Origin of the sequence: Sphingomonas sp. BE138, assembly GCF_031456125.1 — a bacterium.
In the GTDB taxonomy this organism is placed as follows: domain Bacteria; phylum Pseudomonadota; class Alphaproteobacteria; order Sphingomonadales; family Sphingomonadaceae; genus Sphingomonas.
The window spans coordinates 11353-28392 of sequence record NZ_JAVDUC010000010.1 but is presented as its reverse complement, the minus strand read 5'-3'; the positions used below and the strand labels follow the sequence as shown (position 1 = coordinate 28392).

The window sequence follows — 17040 nt, the reverse complement described above, 5'->3', positions numbered from 1 at the left end:
ATGCGCGCAGCCTTGAAGACCGAAGACGGCCGGTTCGAACTGGCGGAGATCGAAACGCCCGAGCTGCCCGGCGGCGACTGGGTCCGGATGCGGGTGCGGGTCGCCGGGATCTGCGGCACGGACCTGCGCCACTGGAAGAAGCCCGATCCGCATCTCGCCTGCCATGTCATGGGGCACGAACTCGCCGGCGAGATCGTCGCCGTCGGCGATGGCGTGACGCGCGTCGCGGTCGGTGACCGCGTGGTCGTGGAAACGGTGCTGGGCTGCGGCACCTGCGACTGGTGCCGCGCCCGCCGCTACAACCTCTGCCCGGACCTGTATGCGACGCGCACGAAAAGCGTGTCGCGCGCCTATGCCGAATATGTCGTCGGCCCGCAGCACAAGTTCTACCGCCTGCCCGATCATGTCGGGTTCGACGATGCGGCGCTGATCGATACCTATTCGGTATGCCTGCACGCGCATCATCTGTCCGGCGTGACGATCGGCGACCGGGTGGCGGTGATCGGTGCCGGCCCGATCGGGCTCGGGCAGCTGATGCTCGCCAAGGCCGCGGGCGCGGCGGTGATCGTCGTCGACAAGGTCGCGCACTCATTGGAGATCGCGCGGCGGCTGGGCGCGGACGCGGTGGTCGACGCGGGCGAAGGGGATCCGGTCGCCGCGGTGCGCGACTTTGCGCGCGGCCAGGGCGCGGACGTGGTCTTCGAGTGCGTCGGCGGCGAGGCGATGCCGACCACCCTGCCGCAGGCGACGAAGATGGCGCGGCGCGGCGGCGCGGTGGTGATCGTCGGCGGCTTCGACGAGGGCGCGATCGCGATCCCGCTCGAATGGCAGCGCATCCAGATGTCGGAAATCCGCCTCCTCCCCAGCGCGAGCTTTGCGATGCACGACATCCGCCCCGAGGAGGCCGAGGTGCTGGACCTGATCGCGCGGGGCGTGCTGAAGACACAGGAACTGATCACGCACCGCTTCCCGCTGGAGCAGATCAACGAGGCGTTCGACACCGCCGACGACAAGTCGCGAACCGGCGCGATCTTCGTCGCGATCGAGGTGTGATGCGGCGGCGGCCGGGGGCGCTCATCGCATGTGGCGGAGCATGTCGCCGGGGGCCATGTGCATGTTGTGGTTCAGATGGGTCATCACCCACACCGATCCGACGACGACCAGCAGCACGATCAACACCCCGAACGCCAGCGCGATGACGTTGTTGGTGTTGTCCGGTCCCGTGGTCACGTGCAGGAAGAAGACGAGGTGAACTCCCATCTGCGCCACCGCCAGCACGATGATCCCGACTGGAACCGCCGGCCCCCAGACGAGATCGGTGGACGCGATCCAGAAGGACCCCGCCGTCAGCAGTGCGGCCAGCAACAGCCCGATCGTATAGCCTCGCGCACCCTGTGGCTCCTCGGTATCGGGCGACTGCTCGCCGGGGATGGTGTCGCCATGATCATGCTCGCTCATCCGAGGTCTCCCAGCAGATAGACGATCGAGAACACGCCCACCCAGATGATGTCGAGCGCGTGCCAGAACAGGTTGAAGCACAGCAACCGCCGCTCCACTTCGGGGCGAAAACCGCGCGTCGCGATCTGCGCCATCATCGTCGCCAGCCACAGCAATCCGACCGCGACGTGCAGGCCATGCAGCCCGACCAGCGCGAAAAAGGCGGACAGGAACGCACTGCGCTGCGGCCCCGCGCCTTCGCGCACCAGCTCGACGAATTCCTGCACCTCGATGCCGAGGAAAAGCACATCGAGCAGCCCCGTCGCGGCCAGCCAGCGCTGCGTCGCGCGATGATCGCGCCGCACGGCGGCAAGGCTGCCGAGCCCGCAAGTGTAACTGGAGAGCAGCAGGCACGCGGTCTCGATCGCCACCCGTCCGCGGCCGAAGATCTCCGCGCCGGTCGGCCCGCCCGCCGTTTCGCCCGCCAGCACCGCATAGGCGGCAAAGAACGCCGAGAACATGACGATGTCGGACAGCAGATAGATCCAGAAGCCATAGCCGACGACGATCCGCTTGGAGGCCGGGCCGCCCTCCCCGCGCCCGGTCGCCTCCCCCTGCCCACCGCCGCCGCCACCGCGGCCGAGCGCATAGGGATCGTGGCGCGATCGAACCGGCTCGCTGTGCGCCGTGGCGATGCTCATGCCGGCACCTCCTGCCCGGCGCGCGCGGCCAGCCAGGCATGGCGCGCAGCACGGCGGGCGCGGTCGAGCTCGGCGACCGTCTCCGCTGGCACTTCATATTCTTCGTGGGTCCGCCACGCGAAGACGGCGAAGGTCGCATAGGCGCCGACGAAGCCAAGCGCGGCCAACCACCAGATGTGCCAGATCAGCGCGAACCCGATCAGCGTCGCGAAGACGGCGGTGACGAAGCCGGTGGCGCTGTTGCGCGGCATGTGGATCGGCTCGTACTTGGGCTCCGGGCCCAAGCGCTGGCTCTCGATCGCCTTCTGCTTGATGCCCCAATAGACTTCTTCGCCATGCACGTCCGGCAACACCGCGAAGTTGAAGAACGGCGGCGGCGAAGCCGTCGACCATTCCAGGCTGCGCCCGTCCCACGGATCGCCGGTCGTATCGCGCAGCCGCTCGCGATCGCGAATGCTGACGACCAGTTGCACCACCTGCGCGGCGACCCCGAGCATCATGAAGCCGACCCCCGCCAGCGCGACGTGCAGCCACGGCACCCATTCGTCGACCTCGACATGCTGGAGCCGCCGGGTCATCCCCTCCAGCCCGACGACATACAGCGCGCCGAACGTCAGCACGAAGCCGAGCAGCGACGGCCAGAAGGCGATCTTGCCCCAGCGCTCGTCCAGCGAGAAGCCGAACGCCTTGGGGAACCAGTAGGTATAGCCGGCGAACGCCCCGAACACGACGCCGCCGACGATCACGTTATGAAAATGCGCGACGAGGAACATCGAATTGTGCAGCATGAAGTCGGCCGGCGGCACCGCCAGCAGCACGCCGGTCATCCCGCCGATCACGAACGTCACCATGAACGCCAGCGACCAGAGCATCGGCGTCGGGAAGCGCACGCGCCCGCCGTACATCGTGAACAGCCAGTTGTAGATCTTCACGCCCGTCCCGACCGCGATGATCGAGGTGGCGATACCGAACGCCGCGTTGACGTCCGCCCCCGCCCCCATCGTGAAGAAATGGTGCAGCCACACGAGGAACGAGACGACGACGATGAACAACGTCGCCGCCACCATCGAGCGATAGCCGAACAGCGGCTTGCCCGAGAAGGTTGCGAAGACTTCGCTGAAGATACCGAACGCGGGCAGGATCAGGATGTAGACTTCCGGGTGGCCCCACGCCCAGATCAGGTTCACGAACATCATCATGTTGCCGCCGGCATCGTTCGTGAAGAAGTGGAAGCCCATGTAGCGGTCGAGCGTCAGCATCGCGAGCGTCGCGGTCAGGATCGGGAAGGCCGCGACGATCAGCATGTTCGCGCCCAGCGACGTCCAGCAGAACATCGGCATCCGCAGGTAGGACATGCCCGGCGCCCGCATCTTCAGGATCGTCGTGACCAGGTTGACGCCCGACATCAGCGTGCCCACCCCGGAGATCTGGATCGCCCACAGGTAATAATCGACCCCGACCCCCGGCGAGTAGGTCGTCTCGCTCAGCGGCGCATAGGGCAGCCAGCCAGTGCGCGCGAACTCGCCGATGACCAGGCTGACGTTGACCAGCAGCGCACCGGCCGCCGTCAGCCAGAAGCTGACCGAATTGAGCGTCGGGAAGGCCACGTCGCGTACGCCGAGTTGCAGCGGAATCACGAAGTTCATCAGGCCGATCACGAACGGCATCGCGCCGAAGAAGATCATGATCGTTCCATGCGCGGAGAAGATCTGGTCGTAATGTTCGGGGGGCAGGTATCCCTGCGCGCCGCCGGTCGCCAGCGACTGCTGCGATCGCATCATGATGGCGTCGATGAAGCCGCGGATCAGCATCGCCAGCGCCAGCATCGTGTACATGATGCCGATCCGCTTGTGGTCGACGCTGGTGATCCACTCGCGCCACAGATATGGCCAATGACCGCGCTTCGTGATCCAGCCGAGCACGCCGAGCATGGCGACCCCGATCACCGCCGCGGCAACGAGCGGAATGGGCTGATCGAACGGGATCGCCGACCAGTCGAGCTTTCCGAGCATCGTCAGATCTCCGGGGTGCCGGGTGAGACATGGGCGTCGCCGCCGCGCCCTTCCTCGGGCCCGGGGGCAGGTTTCAGCTTCTGCGCGACGATCGCCTCGAACAGCCCGGGCTGCGCCGCGCGGTAGCTGTACGGGTGCACGTCCTGGCTCTGCCGCGCGAGCGCGACATAGCCGCGTACGTCCAGCACCGGCCCTTTCCCGCGCGCCTCTGCTACCCAGCGCGCGAAGTCGCCCGTCGTGACGGCGTCAACCGCGAAGTTCATGTCGGAAAAGCCGTCGCCGCTATAATGCGCCGACTGGCCGTACACCCGCCCGGCACGATCGGCGCGCAGGTTCAACTGCGTCTCCATGCCGTTCATCGTGTAGATCATCGACCCGAGCCGCGGCACGAAGAAGGTGTTCATGACGCTGGCCGAGGTCAGGCGGAAGCGCACCGGCACCCCGACCGGCAGCACCAGCCGGTTGACAGTCGCGACACCCTGACCCGGATAGATGAACAGCCATTTCCAGTCGAGCGAGACGACCTGCACCTCCAGCGGGGCGGCGATCTCCTGCCCGGGTGCAGCCGCAACCGGCCTTCGCGGATCGAGATCATGGCTGCCCACCCAGATGACGCCGCCCAGGAACAGGATGACGAGGATCGGGATCGACCACACGATCATCTCGACCCGCCCCGAATAGACGAAGTGCGGGCGGTACGTGGCGCGCGGATTGTCGGCGCGGAACCACCAGGCGAAGGCCAGGGTCGCGATGATCGTCGGCACCACGATCGCCAGCATGATCGCCAGCGCATTGTAGAGGATCTGTCGGTTCGCCGCCGCGACGGGCCCATCGGGCGCGAGGATGCTGGCGGGCGAGCAAGCCGGGAGCAGCACCAATCCCGCAAGCAGCCTGCCGCCGCTCAGGACGCGTGACCGATGCGCCGCGGCGAACCTCACCGCGGTCACGCGCCGCTGATCTTCTGTCCCTTGTTCTTGGTATCGGGCGACTTGCTCTTCGCCGCCGCCTTCTTCGCTCCGGTCCCGGTTCCGCCGCCGCGACCTGTTCCCAGGCTGCCGCGCGCGCCGTCACCGCCCTTGGACGTCACCGCGCCCGAATTACCGCCCGCTCCCTTTTGCGCCATCGTCACTCTCCGCGATTGTCCGGACCGAACAGCGGCGGTGACGCGCGAGTTCCTCAATAACTCACTGATTTACAATACTTATATTTAGTGCTGACGAGGATTTTAGAACCATTTGAAAGCGAAGATGCACGTCTCCTTCCACTATGGCGCACCATTTCGGGAGCGTCTTGATGAGCGACCACGGTACACCGACGTCGCCGGCACCATCCGGTCATGTGAGCAACAGGAACGAGGCGGGGGACGTACCGTCTCGCGCGCCGATCGAGACGCTCGATCCCGCGCTGGACGGTGTCGGCGAGCAGGACGTGAACATCCGCAACTACACGATCAACTTCGGGCCGCAGCATCCCGCCGCGCACGGCGTCTTGCGCCTGGTGCTGGAACTCGACGGCGAAGTGGTCGAGCGGGTCGATCCGCATGTCGGGCTGCTCCATCGCGGCACGGAGAAGTTCATCGAGACCAAACCCTATCTGCAGACCATCCCCTATTTCGACCGGCTCGATTATTGCTCGCCGATGTGCATGGAGCACACCTACGTGCTCGCCATCGAAAAGCTGATGGACCTGGAAGTGCCGCGCCGCGGTCAGTATCTGCGCGTCCTGTTCGCGGAGCTGACGCGGATCATGAACCATCTGCTGAACCTCGGCAGCCACGTGATGGACGTCGGCGCGATGACGCCGAACCTGTGGCTTTTCGAGCTGCGCGAAGACACGATGAGCTTCTACGAACGGGCCAGCGGCGCCAGGATGCATGCGAATTACTTCCGGCCGGGCGGCGTGCGGCAGGACGTGCCGCTCAAGTTGCTGACCGACATGGCCGAATGGCTCGACACCCGATTGCCGCGCTTGTTCGAGGACGCGATCAGCCTCGTCGCCGAGAACCGCATCTTCAAGCAGCGGAACGTCGACATCGGGACCGTGTCGCGCGACGATGCGATCGCCTGGGGCTTTTCGGGGCCGTGCATCCGCGCCTCCGGCATCCCGTGGGACCTCCGCAAATCGCAGCCGTATGACGTCTACGCCGAGATGGACTTCGACGTGCCGGTCGGCACCCGCGGCGATTGCTACGATCGCTTCATGGTGCGGGTGGAGGAGGTGCGCCAATCGGCGCGGATCATGCGCCAGTGCCTCCGCGACATGCCGGATGGCGCGGTGGCAACCGAAGACGACAAGGTGAAACCGCCCCGCCGCGCCGAGATGAAGCGTTCGATGGAAGCGCTGATCCACCACTTCAAACTCTACACCGAAGGTTTCCGTGTGCCGGCCGGCGCGGTCTATGTCGCGACCGAAAGCCCGAAGGGCGAGTTCGGCGTCTATCTGGTCAGCGACGGCTCGAACAAGGCTTATCGCTGCAAGATCCGCCCGACCGGCTTCAGCCACCTGCAGGCGATGGACTTCATGTCGCGCGGCCATATGCTGCCCGACATCACGGCGATCCTGGGGTCGATCGACATCGTATTCGGAGAGGTGGATCGCTGATCAGATGGCGGACGCTCAGAACCGCTTTACGGTCGCGTCACCAAGATAGAGATAGCGCGGGTCGAATTCCGCGGCGCGCCACAGGGCGCTCCGATCGAGGATCCTGACCCGGCCCGCGGCGACCGTCGCCGCGCCGTCCTCGCGTAGCTCGCGCAGCACGCGGTTGACCGAGACGTTGGTCAGGCCGGTGCATTCGGCGATGTCGGTCTGCGTCAGCGGCAACTCGTAACCATGCGCATCGGCAAGACCGACGAGGAGCAGGCGCTGATGCAATTCGCTCAGCAGCATCGCAACCCGCGCCGACGCGGTGCGTCGCCCGAGCGAAAGCTCCCATTCGCGATGGATCGCGGCATCCAGATTGGTGCTGAACCAATAACTGCGCGCCAGCGATGGAAAACGCTCGGTGAGATCGCGCAGCTTCGTGTGCGGCACGATGGCCAGGCGGCACGGCGTCAGGCTCATCACGTCGTGGTCCAGATATTTGAGCGTGAAGCTGTGCAGGTCGGCGAAATCGCCCGCGACATGCAGTTCGGTCATCTGCCGCTGTCCGTTGCGCAGATCCTTGTAGCGACAAAGGATGCCGTCGAGCAGCAGGGTGCTATGGTCCTGGACCTCGTAGGCGCGCACGACGATCGTGTCCGCCGGCACCGTGCGCAGCTCGGCGACGGCATCGCGGATGCCTTGCTCCTCGTCCGGGGACAGCACGCCGCGCGCGCGGAGCTTTGCAAAATGGCGTTCGATCAACGGCTTCTCCCACATTGGGGAGACGATCCGGCCCTGCATCCCGTTCCACCATGCAGGGCGATCGGGCCGCTGACGATCCGAAAAGACGCTAGGATGCGCGCCGCGGCCGCAAGATCTCGCCTAGCCGGTCCGGTTGGTCGGTCAGTCGGACAAGCGTGGGATAGCGTGGCTGCGCGGCACACAGCGTCACGGCTCGCACGGTCGCGCCACGTCGTACCAGCAGTTCCAGGTCAGCCTCAGCGGCAAGGCAGGCGCGGAGGCGCTCCACGGAAAAGGAGCGCCCTGCGACCGCCACGATCGTCGTTCCGATCGTCAGTCCCCCATCGAACGCCGCACCTTGCCACAACACGTCGGCGATCCGCCCGTCATGTGCGACGGTGAGGCCGATCGTATGGGTGAGGTCGGCGATCCCGGTTTCGGCCTCCTGGCAACGCTGATAGGCGTTCGGCGCGCCGGCATAGTCGAGGCGATAGCCGCCGCGGGCCAGCCCGCCCAGCAACGTCCCGGCGCGCGTCTCCTCCAGCGCCTGGAGCAGGAAACCGCGCCAATCGAACGAAGCCAGTACCTCCAACTCGTGAACCACGTCGTCGAGTTGATACGGGCGTGTCGACCAGTCGCCCTCGGCGCCCCCGAAGAAGCGCCGCGCGAAATCGTCGAGCGAGCAGGTATCGCCCGACAGTTCGCGCAGCCGCGTGTCGACCTCCAGCCACAGCAGCGCGCCTTCCGAATAATAGTCTTCGCTGCGCTGCCAGCTCGGCCATGGCAGCGGGCTCCGCGCGGCGATGATCGGGTCACGGGTGGTGTCGATCAACGGCCGCCAGCGGCTGCCGGGGCGCGCGTCGTACCGGGCCGCGTCGAGCGCCAGCGCGCCCAGCGTCTGCTCCACGCTCCACAATCCGGATCGTGCGCACAGCACGTTGGTCCAGTATTGAGTCTGCCCTTCATAGACCCAGAGCAAGCTGTTCTGGATCGGGCGATCGAACGATGCCGTGCACGAATCCACGCCGCGCCGATGCTTGCCGTTCCAGCTGTGGATGAATTCATGTGGGATCGTATCGCGGCGCGTCACATGCTTGTCCCATTCGGCGAAATAGCCGGGGACGCTGACCGCCTCGAACGAGCGATGATGTTCGATCCCGGCGGTGCTCAGCGTATCGCTGAGCGCGAGCAACATCTCGAAACGGTCATAGGAACGGGAGCCGAACAGCAGCAGCGCCTCCGCCACCACGGCTGCATGGGCGTCGATCTGCGCCGCGTCGGCCGCGAGGAGATGCGGTTCCTCGGCAGCGACGCGCAGCGTCACGTCCCCGTCGAGCGCATAGGTTCGCAGATGGCGCGCGGCCAGTACCGGCGAGTCGATCAGCGTGTCGAGCGAGCAGCGGTCGAAGGTCAGTTCGTAAGCGTCCACGTGCTTGATCGGAACGGCACAGGCAGCGCTCCAGCCCGCGGGCAGGGTCAGCCGGGCATCGACAGCGATATGGCCGGCGCTGTGGCCCGCCGGGTAAAGGATCGTCGTGTGCCAGGGCAGGCAAAGCAGGTCGGGCGCACTGATCACCCGCCCCTGTGCCGCGTCGGTGGGAGACAGGAACTGGAATGCCGCTTCGACCGCCCCGACACCGTCCGGAACCGCGACGGCGAAGGCGTGCACCATCGTGGGATGTCGCCGCCATTCGAGCGTTTCTCCGCCGGCACTGAAGGACAGCCCGGCCAGCAGCTCGATCGGGGCGACCGGCGCGTGAAAACCGGGCAGCCACTTGGGATAGAGCAGCACCAGCTCGCCGGCCGCCGACACCGGGATGATCTCACGCACCCGCAGGATCCCGCGCCAGCGATCGGTGGCGTCGACGCGGAGCTCGAGTGCCCCGACGTAATCCGCGTCGATCGGCACCGGGACCGCGAACGTGCCCTGACGCTGCGCGTCGCCGCTCTGCGCCTCGTACAAGGGGGGAACCATCAGGACATCGCCGCGATGGCTTCGGCGCAATAGATGCGGGCCACGATCGAACCGGACGGATCCAGCACATCCACCCTGCCCTTGGGATCGAGCGCCGGCTCCTGCCCGCCCACGAAAGTCCGATAAAGCCGGCGATTGGCCTGGGCCAAAGCATGGTGGACATCCCGGGCCCTAAGCCGATGATCGGCCACCAGCCGGCTCGATTTGTCGATGAAAAGCAGCGAGTACCTAACCATAAGCACGCAACATCGCCGCGCGAAGTGATGTTCCTGCAATTAAAGCCTTTTAAGATGATTTCGCGCCGGGCAACATTGCAGGCTATTATTTGTCACTGATACACATTTAGCCTATGCTCCTTTCTCATTAGTTGATTGTAATCAATGCATTGATCCGGAACCGCCCCTGACGTGCTACCGTTCAGCGCCAATACCTCCGTCAGGACCGACAATGATGCGGACAACACATCCGAGTGCACCAAAGGCGAGCCTCTCGCCTGCCGCTGCTTGCCCCGCGACGCGCGACGCCTTGCTTGATTTGCTTTCACAACTTCGATCGATCGACTATGACTTCATAGCGCCGACACCCGCGTCCCAGGCGCGCGTCCTTTCCCGTCCGGACCGAGCTGTCGGATCGACGGTGGCGGACCTTCTGGGATGGTCGCTGCCGTGTGATCCGCATCTCGTCCCTGCGTCGATCCTTGATGCGCTGGCCGCCGCGGGCCTCCTGACGCGTCGGGCAGATGGCCTGGTCGCGGCCCGGGTGCGCGTATCGAACGTGTTCGGCCGCCTTTTCGTGCACTCCAGCTATCCCACCCACGATCAGGATGCTGTGTTTCTCGGCCCGGACAGTTACCGCTTCGCGGACTACATATCGCGCCATCTTGCAGGACTGCCCGGGTCCGCCCGCGTCCTCGACTATGGCGCCGGCGCCGGCGTAGGCGGGATCATCGCGGCCTCGCTGCATGGAAAGGCGACGCTGACGCTCGCCGACGTCAATCCCAAGGCCTTGTCGCTGGCCGCGGTCAATGCGACCTTTGCCGGCATCGAGCACCGCACGGTCCGCGTGAACCAGCCGGCGGATGTCGACGGCAGCTTCGACCTGATCGTCACCCATCCGCCGTTCATGATCGATCCGGATCGACGGGCCTACCGTGACGGCGGCGATCTGTTCGGCGGCAAGCTCTCGCTCGACTGGACGCTGATGGCCATTCGGAAGCTCGCCCCCGGCGGCCGCTTCGTGATGCACACCGGCGTGTCGATCGTCGGCGGCCACGACGTGTTGCACGATGCGCTCACCGCGGCGATGCCGGCGCAAGGCTATCGCTACGACTATCGCGTGCTCGACCCCGACATCTTCGGCGACGAGCTCGACAAGGAGCCCTACGCCGGAGTCGACCGGATCGCTGCGATCGGATTGTGCGTCGAGCGCGCGCTCGCGCCGCATGGATAAGCCCCGGCCATCGGCGGGCGGTCGCGATTGCCGGCACTGGCTCATCGCTGCGCCGTAGCTGCGACGACCATCAGCCGTGCCAGCGCCGGTGACGAAAGCCGCGCATGTGGCCCGCCCAAAACAGCTAGGTCGAGGTTCACGAAACTGCAGCAGCTCGGATCCTTGGCAATATCGAACTTGCCTCGGTTCGCCGAAGCCAATCGGGACTCACGTCGACGAATTGGACCACGTGATCCTCACCGATCAGAACGAGGGCCGGCTGCGGCAGTTCGCCCGTCCCGGTACCGGTCAGGCTACCGATCCACTCGCCGCCCGCGACCGGCGGCGTCGCGGGTTCCTGGGGGAGGAAGGCGAGGCCGAACCGGCGCGCCAGCGCGTTGCCGCGGTCGGTCGCCACGGTATAACTGAGCTGGTGACGGTTCCGGATGGCATCCGCGCCCTCTTCCTGCAGATGCGGCGTGACCGCAACGATGCGGACGCCTTGCGCCGCGAGCGGACCGGCCAACGTCTCGTCGTAATACGGCAGGGCGACGTTGCACGCCGGGCAGCCGGCGAAGCGGAAGAAGATGAGGAGCAGATCTCCGCCGCTCGTCAACTCCTCCAGCGTCACCGGACCGGCCGGCGTGTCGAGCACGAACGACTCGACCCGCTGCCCCTCGCGCACCACCGCCGCAGGGTCGAAGCGATCGACCAGCACCTGCCGCTGCGCACGATTGGCGCGCAAGCGCTCGGGCGGCCAGTCGCGCTCCCGCTCCGCTTCCAATGCCTCGAAGCGGGCGCGCAGCGTCGTCATGCGGCGCTCGCCTGCGTTGCGCGGACGCGATGCGGTATATCGTCGCTGGCGATCAGGACCCGGTGCATGACACGCGGAAAGTCGCCGTAGTCGCGGACCGGATAATGCAGCCCGGCGCGATTGTCCCAGAAGGCGACGGCACCGGGCGTCCAGCGGAAGCGCACGCTGTGCTCCGGCTTCTTCACTTCGTCGTAGAGCCGGGCGAGCAGCGCGTCGCTTTCCGCGCGATCGAGGTCGACGAAGCGCGGCTTCAGGCTGAAGTTGATCCAGAAGATGTCTTCGCCCGTCTCCGGATGGGTCCGGATCGCGGGATGCGCGACGAGCGGGTAGATCTCGCCAGCGCGCGCCAGCGCGGATTGATAGTCGTGGACGACATAGAGGTCGTCGATCGCGGCGCGCAGATCCTCCGGCAGCCCGCGCAGGATCGCGCCGCCGTTCGCCCAGATCGTGTCCCCGCCGACCGGTGGGATGTGTTCGGCGCGCAACACCGCCCCCAGCGCCGGATTGAGCCGCCAGCTGGTGTCGGTGTGCCAGTGGTTTTCGCGAACGTCGTGCTTGATGAAGTCGGTCGCGGCGATCGGCTGGATGATACGATGGCTCTGCAGCCCGCCGGTGGGATGGGCGTAGAGTTCACCGAAATTTCGCGCGAAGGCGAGTTGCTGGTCACGATCGATCTGCTGATCGCGAAAGAAGAGCACCTTGTGCTGGAGGAGCAGCGCATAGAGTTCGTCCCGCGTCGCGGCATTCAGCGGTTCGCGCAGGTCAATTCCGCTGATCTCGGCACCGATGACCGGCGTGAGTTGCTCGACGGTCAGGGTATCGGCTTGGGACGACGGATCGTCGCGGGTCAGTGTTGCAATGGCCATGACGTGCCTCCTGATTGGACGTGCCAAGGCTAGTACGGCCGGACGAGCGCCTACCAACGCGAAGGTCTAATCAGGACTTGAGTTTTACCTATAGGTCGGGAAGCGCGCGTACCTCCTCGGCAGCGAGATGTGCCAGCCGGTCGGCGGCGGTGCCCGCGGCTTCGCCGCGCAGCAGGATGCACGACACGTCGGGCAATGCGGGCAGATCGCGATCGCGGACCGGCACGACGTCGCGCAGGAATAGGCCGGTGCGGCTCGTCAGGCCAAGCCCGGCCACGACTGCCGCCTTCAGCGTCGAAAGGTTCGGCGTCTCGACTGCGATCCGCCACCGCCGGCCGGCCGCGTCCAGCGCGGCGATCGCCGCCTCGCGGAAGCGGCAGGGTTTTTCCAGCACGACCAGCGGGAGTTCGTCGCGAGCGGCCAGCGCCTCCGCGCCGTACCAATGCGTCGGCGCGACCCGCAGGGCGCGCGCATCGTCGGCGGCGGCATAGCCGATCACCAGATCGAGCTGCCCGCGTTCCAGCATCTGTTGCAGCTCCGCGGTGCCCGCGACCCGTGCAAAGATTTGCGCCTCGGGATGAAGTTCGCCGAACCGAGCGAGCAGACCGCCGAGCAGCAGATCGGCGAAATCCTGCACCATCCCGATCCGTACCGGCCCGGCGAACGCACCCGCGCTGACCGCCGCCACCGCTTCGTCGTGGATCGCGAGGATGCGCCGCGTATAGCCGAGCAGCATCTCGCCGGCCGGCGTCAGCGCGAGGCGCCGGCCATCGCGATGGAACAAGGGCTGCTGGATCAATTCCTCGATCCGCTTGATCTGGAGGCTGAGCGCGGACTGGGTGACGAACACCCGCTCGGTCGCGCTGAGCATCGAGCCGGCGTCGACGATCGCCGCGAAACTGCGCAGCATGTTGGTGGGCAGGTTCACCGGCATGTTCGGCTCCGATGAAGCCGCGGGCAGATACAATCGCTCACAGACGTCCCCTCGACATTTCTGCCGCGCCCCGCGGCAGAACGCCGGAGTCACAAGCAGGACTAATAGGTCATAGCAGCGAAACTCCATTGAAGTAGTAGGAATTATGAGGAGGCTAGGAGCATGGCCGAACCGCTCCCCTCCTCGCCCCTCCGCACCGGGACCCGGCGCGTCGCACGCTCACGCCTGCTGACGCCGCTGTTGCTGCTCGCAGGCTGGGAACTGGCGTCGCGCGTCGGCCTGATCCCGCAGCACGTCCTGGCCGCACCCTCCGCGGTGTTCGCGACGATGCTCGGCATGATTGCGTCGGGCGAGCTGCCCGCCAACCTGCTCATCTCCTTCTGCCGCGTGGCGCTGGGACTCGGGTTCGGGTTCGGGACGGGCGTGGTGCTGGCGCTGATTGCCGGGCTGTCGCGCGCCGGCGAGGCGTGGGTCGATCCGCTACTCCAGATCAAGCGTGCGATCCCCGTGGTGGCGCTGGCGCCGTTGTTCATCGTTTGGTTCGGCATCGGGGAGACCACCAAGGTCGCCTTGATCGCGTTCGCGACGCTGTTTCCGGTCTACCTCAATCTCTATAACGGAATCCGTGGCGTGGACCGGCGATTGCTGGACGCGGCGGCCAGCTTCGGGCTCGATCGCTGGCAATTGATCGTGCACGTCATTCTGCCGGGCGCGCTGCCGTCGTTGCTGGTCGGACTGCGCTATGCGCTGACGATCGCGATCGTGATGCTGGTGATCGCCGAGCAGATCAACGCGAGCGCCGGGCTCGGCTTCCTCGTCAACAATGCGCGCGACTTCATGCGCACCGACATCATCGTCGTCTGCCTGATGGTCTACGCGCTGCTCGGGCTCGGCGCGGACCAGATCGTGCGCACGCTCGAAAACCGCGCGCTCGCGTGGCGACCCAAGCTGGTGGAGGGCTGATCCGATGAGCGTCGCCATTTTCCCGACGACCCGCGAGGCCGCACCCGTCGTGCGGTTGCGCGGACTGACCCGCCGCTTCGGGACGAACACCATCCTCCACGACCTGGACCTGGACATGGCGCGCGGCGAGTTCGTCGCCCTGCTCGGCCACTCGGGCAGCGGCAAGACCACCTTGCTGCGCACGCTGGCCGGGCTCGATCCGGCGGAGGGGCAGGATGTCGCGATCCCGTCGGCCCGCGCCGTGGTCTTCCAGGATGCGCGGCTGCTGCCATGGAAGAAGGTCTGGGCCAATGTCGCGCTGGGCCTGCCGCGCGGCGATGCACGTGCCCGCGCCGAAGCGGCGCTGGCGGAGGTCGCCCTGTCGCACCGGACCGACGCGTGGCCGATGACGCTGTCCGGCGGCGAGGCGCAACGCACGGCGCTGGCGCGCGCACTGGTGCGGGCGCCGCAACTGCTGCTGCTGGACGAACCATTCGCCGCGCTGGACGCGCTCACCCGGATGCGGATGCACGAACTGGTGCTGACGCTGTGGCGGACACACCGTCCGGCGGTGCTGATCGTCACGCACGACGTGGACGAGGCGATCGCGCTCGCCGACCGGGTGCTGGTGCTCGACCACGGACGGATCGCGCTGGAGGAGCGGATTACCGCCGAGCGCGGTCAGCGAAGCGGCGCGGTGCGCGCGCTGCGGCGTCGTCTGCTTGCGGCGCTCGGCGTAGAGGTGGCGAACGGGAGCTATGCCGACGCGGTCGCCGGCCGTGCAGCGGAGGCCGCGGAATGACCGCACCCCGCTTCGCCGCTTTTGCCGCCGACTTTCAGACGCTGGTGGACGGCGCGGTAGACGAGGCGGCGATCCTGTCCGCGGGAGCGGCGCTGCTGCGCGATCTGGTCGCCAAGGACGATTGGCTGCCCGAAGCCTATGCCGCACCCGATCTGGCGCGGTACCGGCAATATCTGCTGTATCGCGACCCGCCATCGCGCTTCTCGATCGTCAGCTTCGTCTGGGGGCCGGGACAGGCCACACCGGTGCACGACCATCGCGTGTGGGGGCTGGTCGGCGTGCTGCGCGGCGCCGAGTTGGTCCAGCGATATCGCCGCGACGACAGCGGCGGGTTGCACGCGACCGGGCCCGCGGTCCGGCTGGCGGCCGGAGAAGTGGATGCGGTGTCACCGCGGGTCGGCGATATCCACAGCGTCGCAAATGCGCACGACGACCGCGCCTCCGTCTCGATCCACGTCTACGGCGCGGACATCGGCGCGGTCGAGCGCGCGACCTATAACAACGCCGGCCAGCCGAAACGTTTCGTGTCCGGCTACGCCCCGCTGGAGCCGCTGCTGCCATGACCGCCACCATCCACCCGCGCGACGTGCGCGCGGCGCTGCTCGCGCGTGCGGAAGTCGCGCTGATCGATACCCGTGACGAGGCCGCGTTCGCGACCGGCCATCCGCTGTTCGCGGCGCAGGTGCCACTCGATCGGATCGAGGTCGAGGCGGCCTCACGCTGGCCGCGCCGCGACGGGGCCCTGATCCTTTATGGCGACGGCGATGAAGAAGCCGCGGCGGAACGCTTCCGCACCCTGGGCTATGGCGACGTGCGGCTGCTGGAGGGCGGGCTCGCCGGGTGGCGAGCGGCAGGCTACGAAGTGTTCGAGGACGTCAACAGCTACGCCAAGGCGTTCGGCGAACTGGTGGAGCACCGTCGCGGCACCCCGTCCTTCTCCGCCGAGGAGGTGCAGGAACTGATCGCGGGCCGCGCCGACATCGCGATCCTCGATGCACGGCGCTTCGACGAATATGCCACGATGAGCCTGCCCGGCGGGGTCAGCGTGCCAGGCGCCGAGCTGGTGCTACGCGCGCGGGCGATCGCACCCGATCCGGCAACAACGATCATCGTCAATTGCGCCGGTCGGACGCGCAGCATCATCGGGACGCAGTCGCTGATCAACGCCGGTGTGCCCAATCCCGTGCGTGCGTTGCGCAACGGCACGATCGGCTGGACGCTGGCTGGGCAGACGCTCGCGCACGGCTCGGAGGCGCGCTTTCCCGAGGTCGACCGTGACCTCGCCGACGAGGCGCGCCGCCGAGCCCGCCATGTCGCGTATCGTGCCGGTGTCCGGCAGATCGACCGGCACGAACTGTCTGCCGTTGCCGCCGACGCGACCCGCACGCTCTACCGCTTCGATGTGCGCACGCCCGAGGAGTTCGCGCTGAGCCATCTCGCCGGGTTCCGCTCCGCCCCCGGCGGCCAGCTCGTGCAGGAGACCGATCATTTCGCTCCTGTGCGCGGCGCGCGGATCGTCCTGGCCGACGATCGCGGCGTGCGCGCGGACATGACCGCCTCGTGGCTCGCGCAGATGGGCTGGGAGGTACTGGTGCTGACCGATCTCACTGGCGCGTCCGAGGCCGGCGACGGCGGGGCGACGCCGCCCCGCGGGCCCCACGGGCGGTATCGCCGGCCTTATGAAGGCACCGACAATCCCGCCGCCGCGATGCAGGCCTATCTCGACTGGGAATATGGCCTGGTCGACCAGCTCGCGCGCGACGGCACCCACGGCTTCTACGTCATCTGACCATTACCGAAGGAGT

The 17040-nt window shown here is 66.9% G+C and carries 18 protein-coding genes; 7 read left to right on the top strand and 11 right to left on the bottom strand.

The genetic code is table 11. From position 1 onward, the window contains the following. Positions 1-1053 carry a zinc-binding dehydrogenase gene (locus J2Y58_RS13230; RefSeq protein ID WP_310103815.1) on the top strand — a complete coding sequence of 351 codons (1053 nt, stop codon included), beginning with the start codon at positions 1-3 and terminating at the stop codon, positions 1051-1053. Between the two features lie 21 nt (positions 1054-1074). Here J2Y58_RS13230 and cyoD read toward each other — a convergent pair whose 3' ends face one another. The 5 genes from cyoD to J2Y58_RS13205 are packed head-to-tail and all read right to left on the bottom strand — an operon-like array spanning position 1075 to position 5273. Then, positions 1075-1458, bottom strand: a complete 384-nt coding sequence (gene cyoD / locus J2Y58_RS13225; protein ID WP_310103813.1) for a cytochrome o ubiquinol oxidase subunit IV — start codon at positions 1456-1458, stop codon at positions 1075-1077. After that, positions 1455-2138, bottom strand: coding sequence for a cytochrome o ubiquinol oxidase subunit III (gene cyoC, locus J2Y58_RS13220; protein WP_310103812.1), 684 nt, complete (start codon positions 2136-2138; stop codon positions 1455-1457). The genes cyoD and cyoC overlap by 4 nt, the downstream gene beginning before the upstream one ends. Further along, positions 2135-4150: a cytochrome o ubiquinol oxidase subunit I gene (gene cyoB, locus J2Y58_RS13215; RefSeq protein ID WP_310103811.1), complete on the bottom strand. Its 2016-nt coding sequence runs from the start codon at positions 4148-4150 to the stop codon at positions 2135-2137. Before cyoB ends, cyoC begins: the two co-directional genes overlap by 4 nt. Positions 4151-4152: 2 nt before the next feature. Then, a complete protein-coding gene (gene cyoA, locus J2Y58_RS13210) occupies positions 4153-5097 on the bottom strand; it encodes a ubiquinol oxidase subunit II (protein ID WP_310103809.1) in 945 nt (314 codons plus the stop codon). Further along, on the bottom strand, positions 5094-5273 hold the full coding sequence (locus J2Y58_RS13205; protein WP_310103807.1) for a hypothetical protein: 180 nt from the start codon (positions 5271-5273) through the stop codon (positions 5094-5096). The genes cyoA and J2Y58_RS13205 overlap by 4 nt, the downstream gene beginning before the upstream one ends. Before the next feature lie 170 nt (positions 5274-5443). Here J2Y58_RS13205 and J2Y58_RS13200 point away from each other — a divergent pair, with 170 nt between their 5' ends. Next, complete coding sequence (locus J2Y58_RS13200) at positions 5444-6751, top strand: NADH-quinone oxidoreductase subunit D (protein ID WP_310103805.1); 1308 nt, start codon at positions 5444-5446, stop codon at positions 6749-6751. Positions 6752-6766: 15 nt separating this feature from the next. On the opposite strand, the gene J2Y58_RS13195 is transcribed toward J2Y58_RS13200, so the two are convergent. The 3 genes from J2Y58_RS13195 to J2Y58_RS13185 form a co-directional block, all read right to left on the bottom strand. After that, positions 6767-7495 carry a Crp/Fnr family transcriptional regulator gene (locus J2Y58_RS13195; protein WP_310103803.1) on the bottom strand — a complete coding sequence of 243 codons (729 nt, stop codon included), beginning with the start codon at positions 7493-7495 and terminating at the stop codon, positions 6767-6769. Positions 7496-7583: 88 nt separating this feature from the next. Then, positions 7584-9449: a peptidase M61 gene (locus J2Y58_RS13190; protein WP_310103801.1), complete on the bottom strand. Its 1866-nt coding sequence runs from the start codon at positions 9447-9449 to the stop codon at positions 7584-7586. Then, positions 9449-9640 (bottom strand): hypothetical protein, encoded by a 192-nt coding sequence (locus J2Y58_RS13185; RefSeq protein WP_310103799.1) that lies wholly within the window; start codon positions 9638-9640, stop codon positions 9449-9451. The genes J2Y58_RS13190 and J2Y58_RS13185 overlap by 1 nt, the downstream gene beginning before the upstream one ends. A gap of 445 nt (positions 9641-10085) precedes the next feature. On the opposite strand from J2Y58_RS13185, the gene J2Y58_RS13180 reads away from it, so the two are divergent. Then, complete coding sequence (locus tag J2Y58_RS13180; protein ID WP_310103797.1) at positions 10086-10898, top strand: methyltransferase; 813 nt, start codon at positions 10086-10088, stop codon at positions 10896-10898. Between the two features lie 136 nt (positions 10899-11034). On the opposite strand, the gene J2Y58_RS13175 is transcribed toward J2Y58_RS13180, so the two are convergent. The 3 genes from J2Y58_RS13175 to J2Y58_RS13165 form a co-directional block, all read right to left on the bottom strand. Continuing rightward, positions 11035-11691: a peroxiredoxin-like family protein gene (locus tag J2Y58_RS13175; RefSeq protein ID WP_310103795.1), complete on the bottom strand. Its 657-nt coding sequence runs from the start codon at positions 11689-11691 to the stop codon at positions 11035-11037. Beyond that, a complete protein-coding gene (locus J2Y58_RS13170; RefSeq protein WP_310103793.1) occupies positions 11688-12557 on the bottom strand; it encodes a TauD/TfdA family dioxygenase in 870 nt (289 codons plus the stop codon). The genes J2Y58_RS13175 and J2Y58_RS13170 overlap by 4 nt, the downstream gene beginning before the upstream one ends. An 88-nt stretch (positions 12558-12645) precedes the next feature. Further along, complete coding sequence (locus J2Y58_RS13165; protein WP_310103791.1) at positions 12646-13491, bottom strand: LysR substrate-binding domain-containing protein; 846 nt, start codon at positions 13489-13491, stop codon at positions 12646-12648. 162 nt (positions 13492-13653) lie between these two features. On the opposite strand from J2Y58_RS13165, the gene J2Y58_RS13160 reads away from it, so the two are divergent. From J2Y58_RS13160 to J2Y58_RS13145, 4 genes are read left to right on the top strand one after another with little or no spacing between them, the layout of a single operon-like run. Then, positions 13654-14454, top strand: a complete 801-nt coding sequence (locus tag J2Y58_RS13160) for an ABC transporter permease (RefSeq protein WP_310103789.1) — start codon at positions 13654-13656, stop codon at positions 14452-14454. Positions 14455-14458: 4 nt separating this feature from the next. After that, a complete protein-coding gene (locus J2Y58_RS13155) occupies positions 14459-15235 on the top strand; it encodes an ABC transporter ATP-binding protein (protein ID WP_310103787.1) in 777 nt (258 codons plus the stop codon). After that, a complete protein-coding gene (locus tag J2Y58_RS13150; RefSeq protein WP_310103785.1) occupies positions 15232-15798 on the top strand; it encodes a cysteine dioxygenase in 567 nt (188 codons plus the stop codon). The genes J2Y58_RS13155 and J2Y58_RS13150 overlap by 4 nt, the downstream gene beginning before the upstream one ends. After that, positions 15795-17024 carry a rhodanese-like domain-containing protein gene (locus J2Y58_RS13145; protein WP_310103783.1) on the top strand — a complete coding sequence of 410 codons (1230 nt, stop codon included), beginning with the start codon at positions 15795-15797 and terminating at the stop codon, positions 17022-17024. Before J2Y58_RS13150 ends, J2Y58_RS13145 begins: the two co-directional genes overlap by 4 nt. Positions 17025-17040 lie beyond the last annotated feature (16 nt).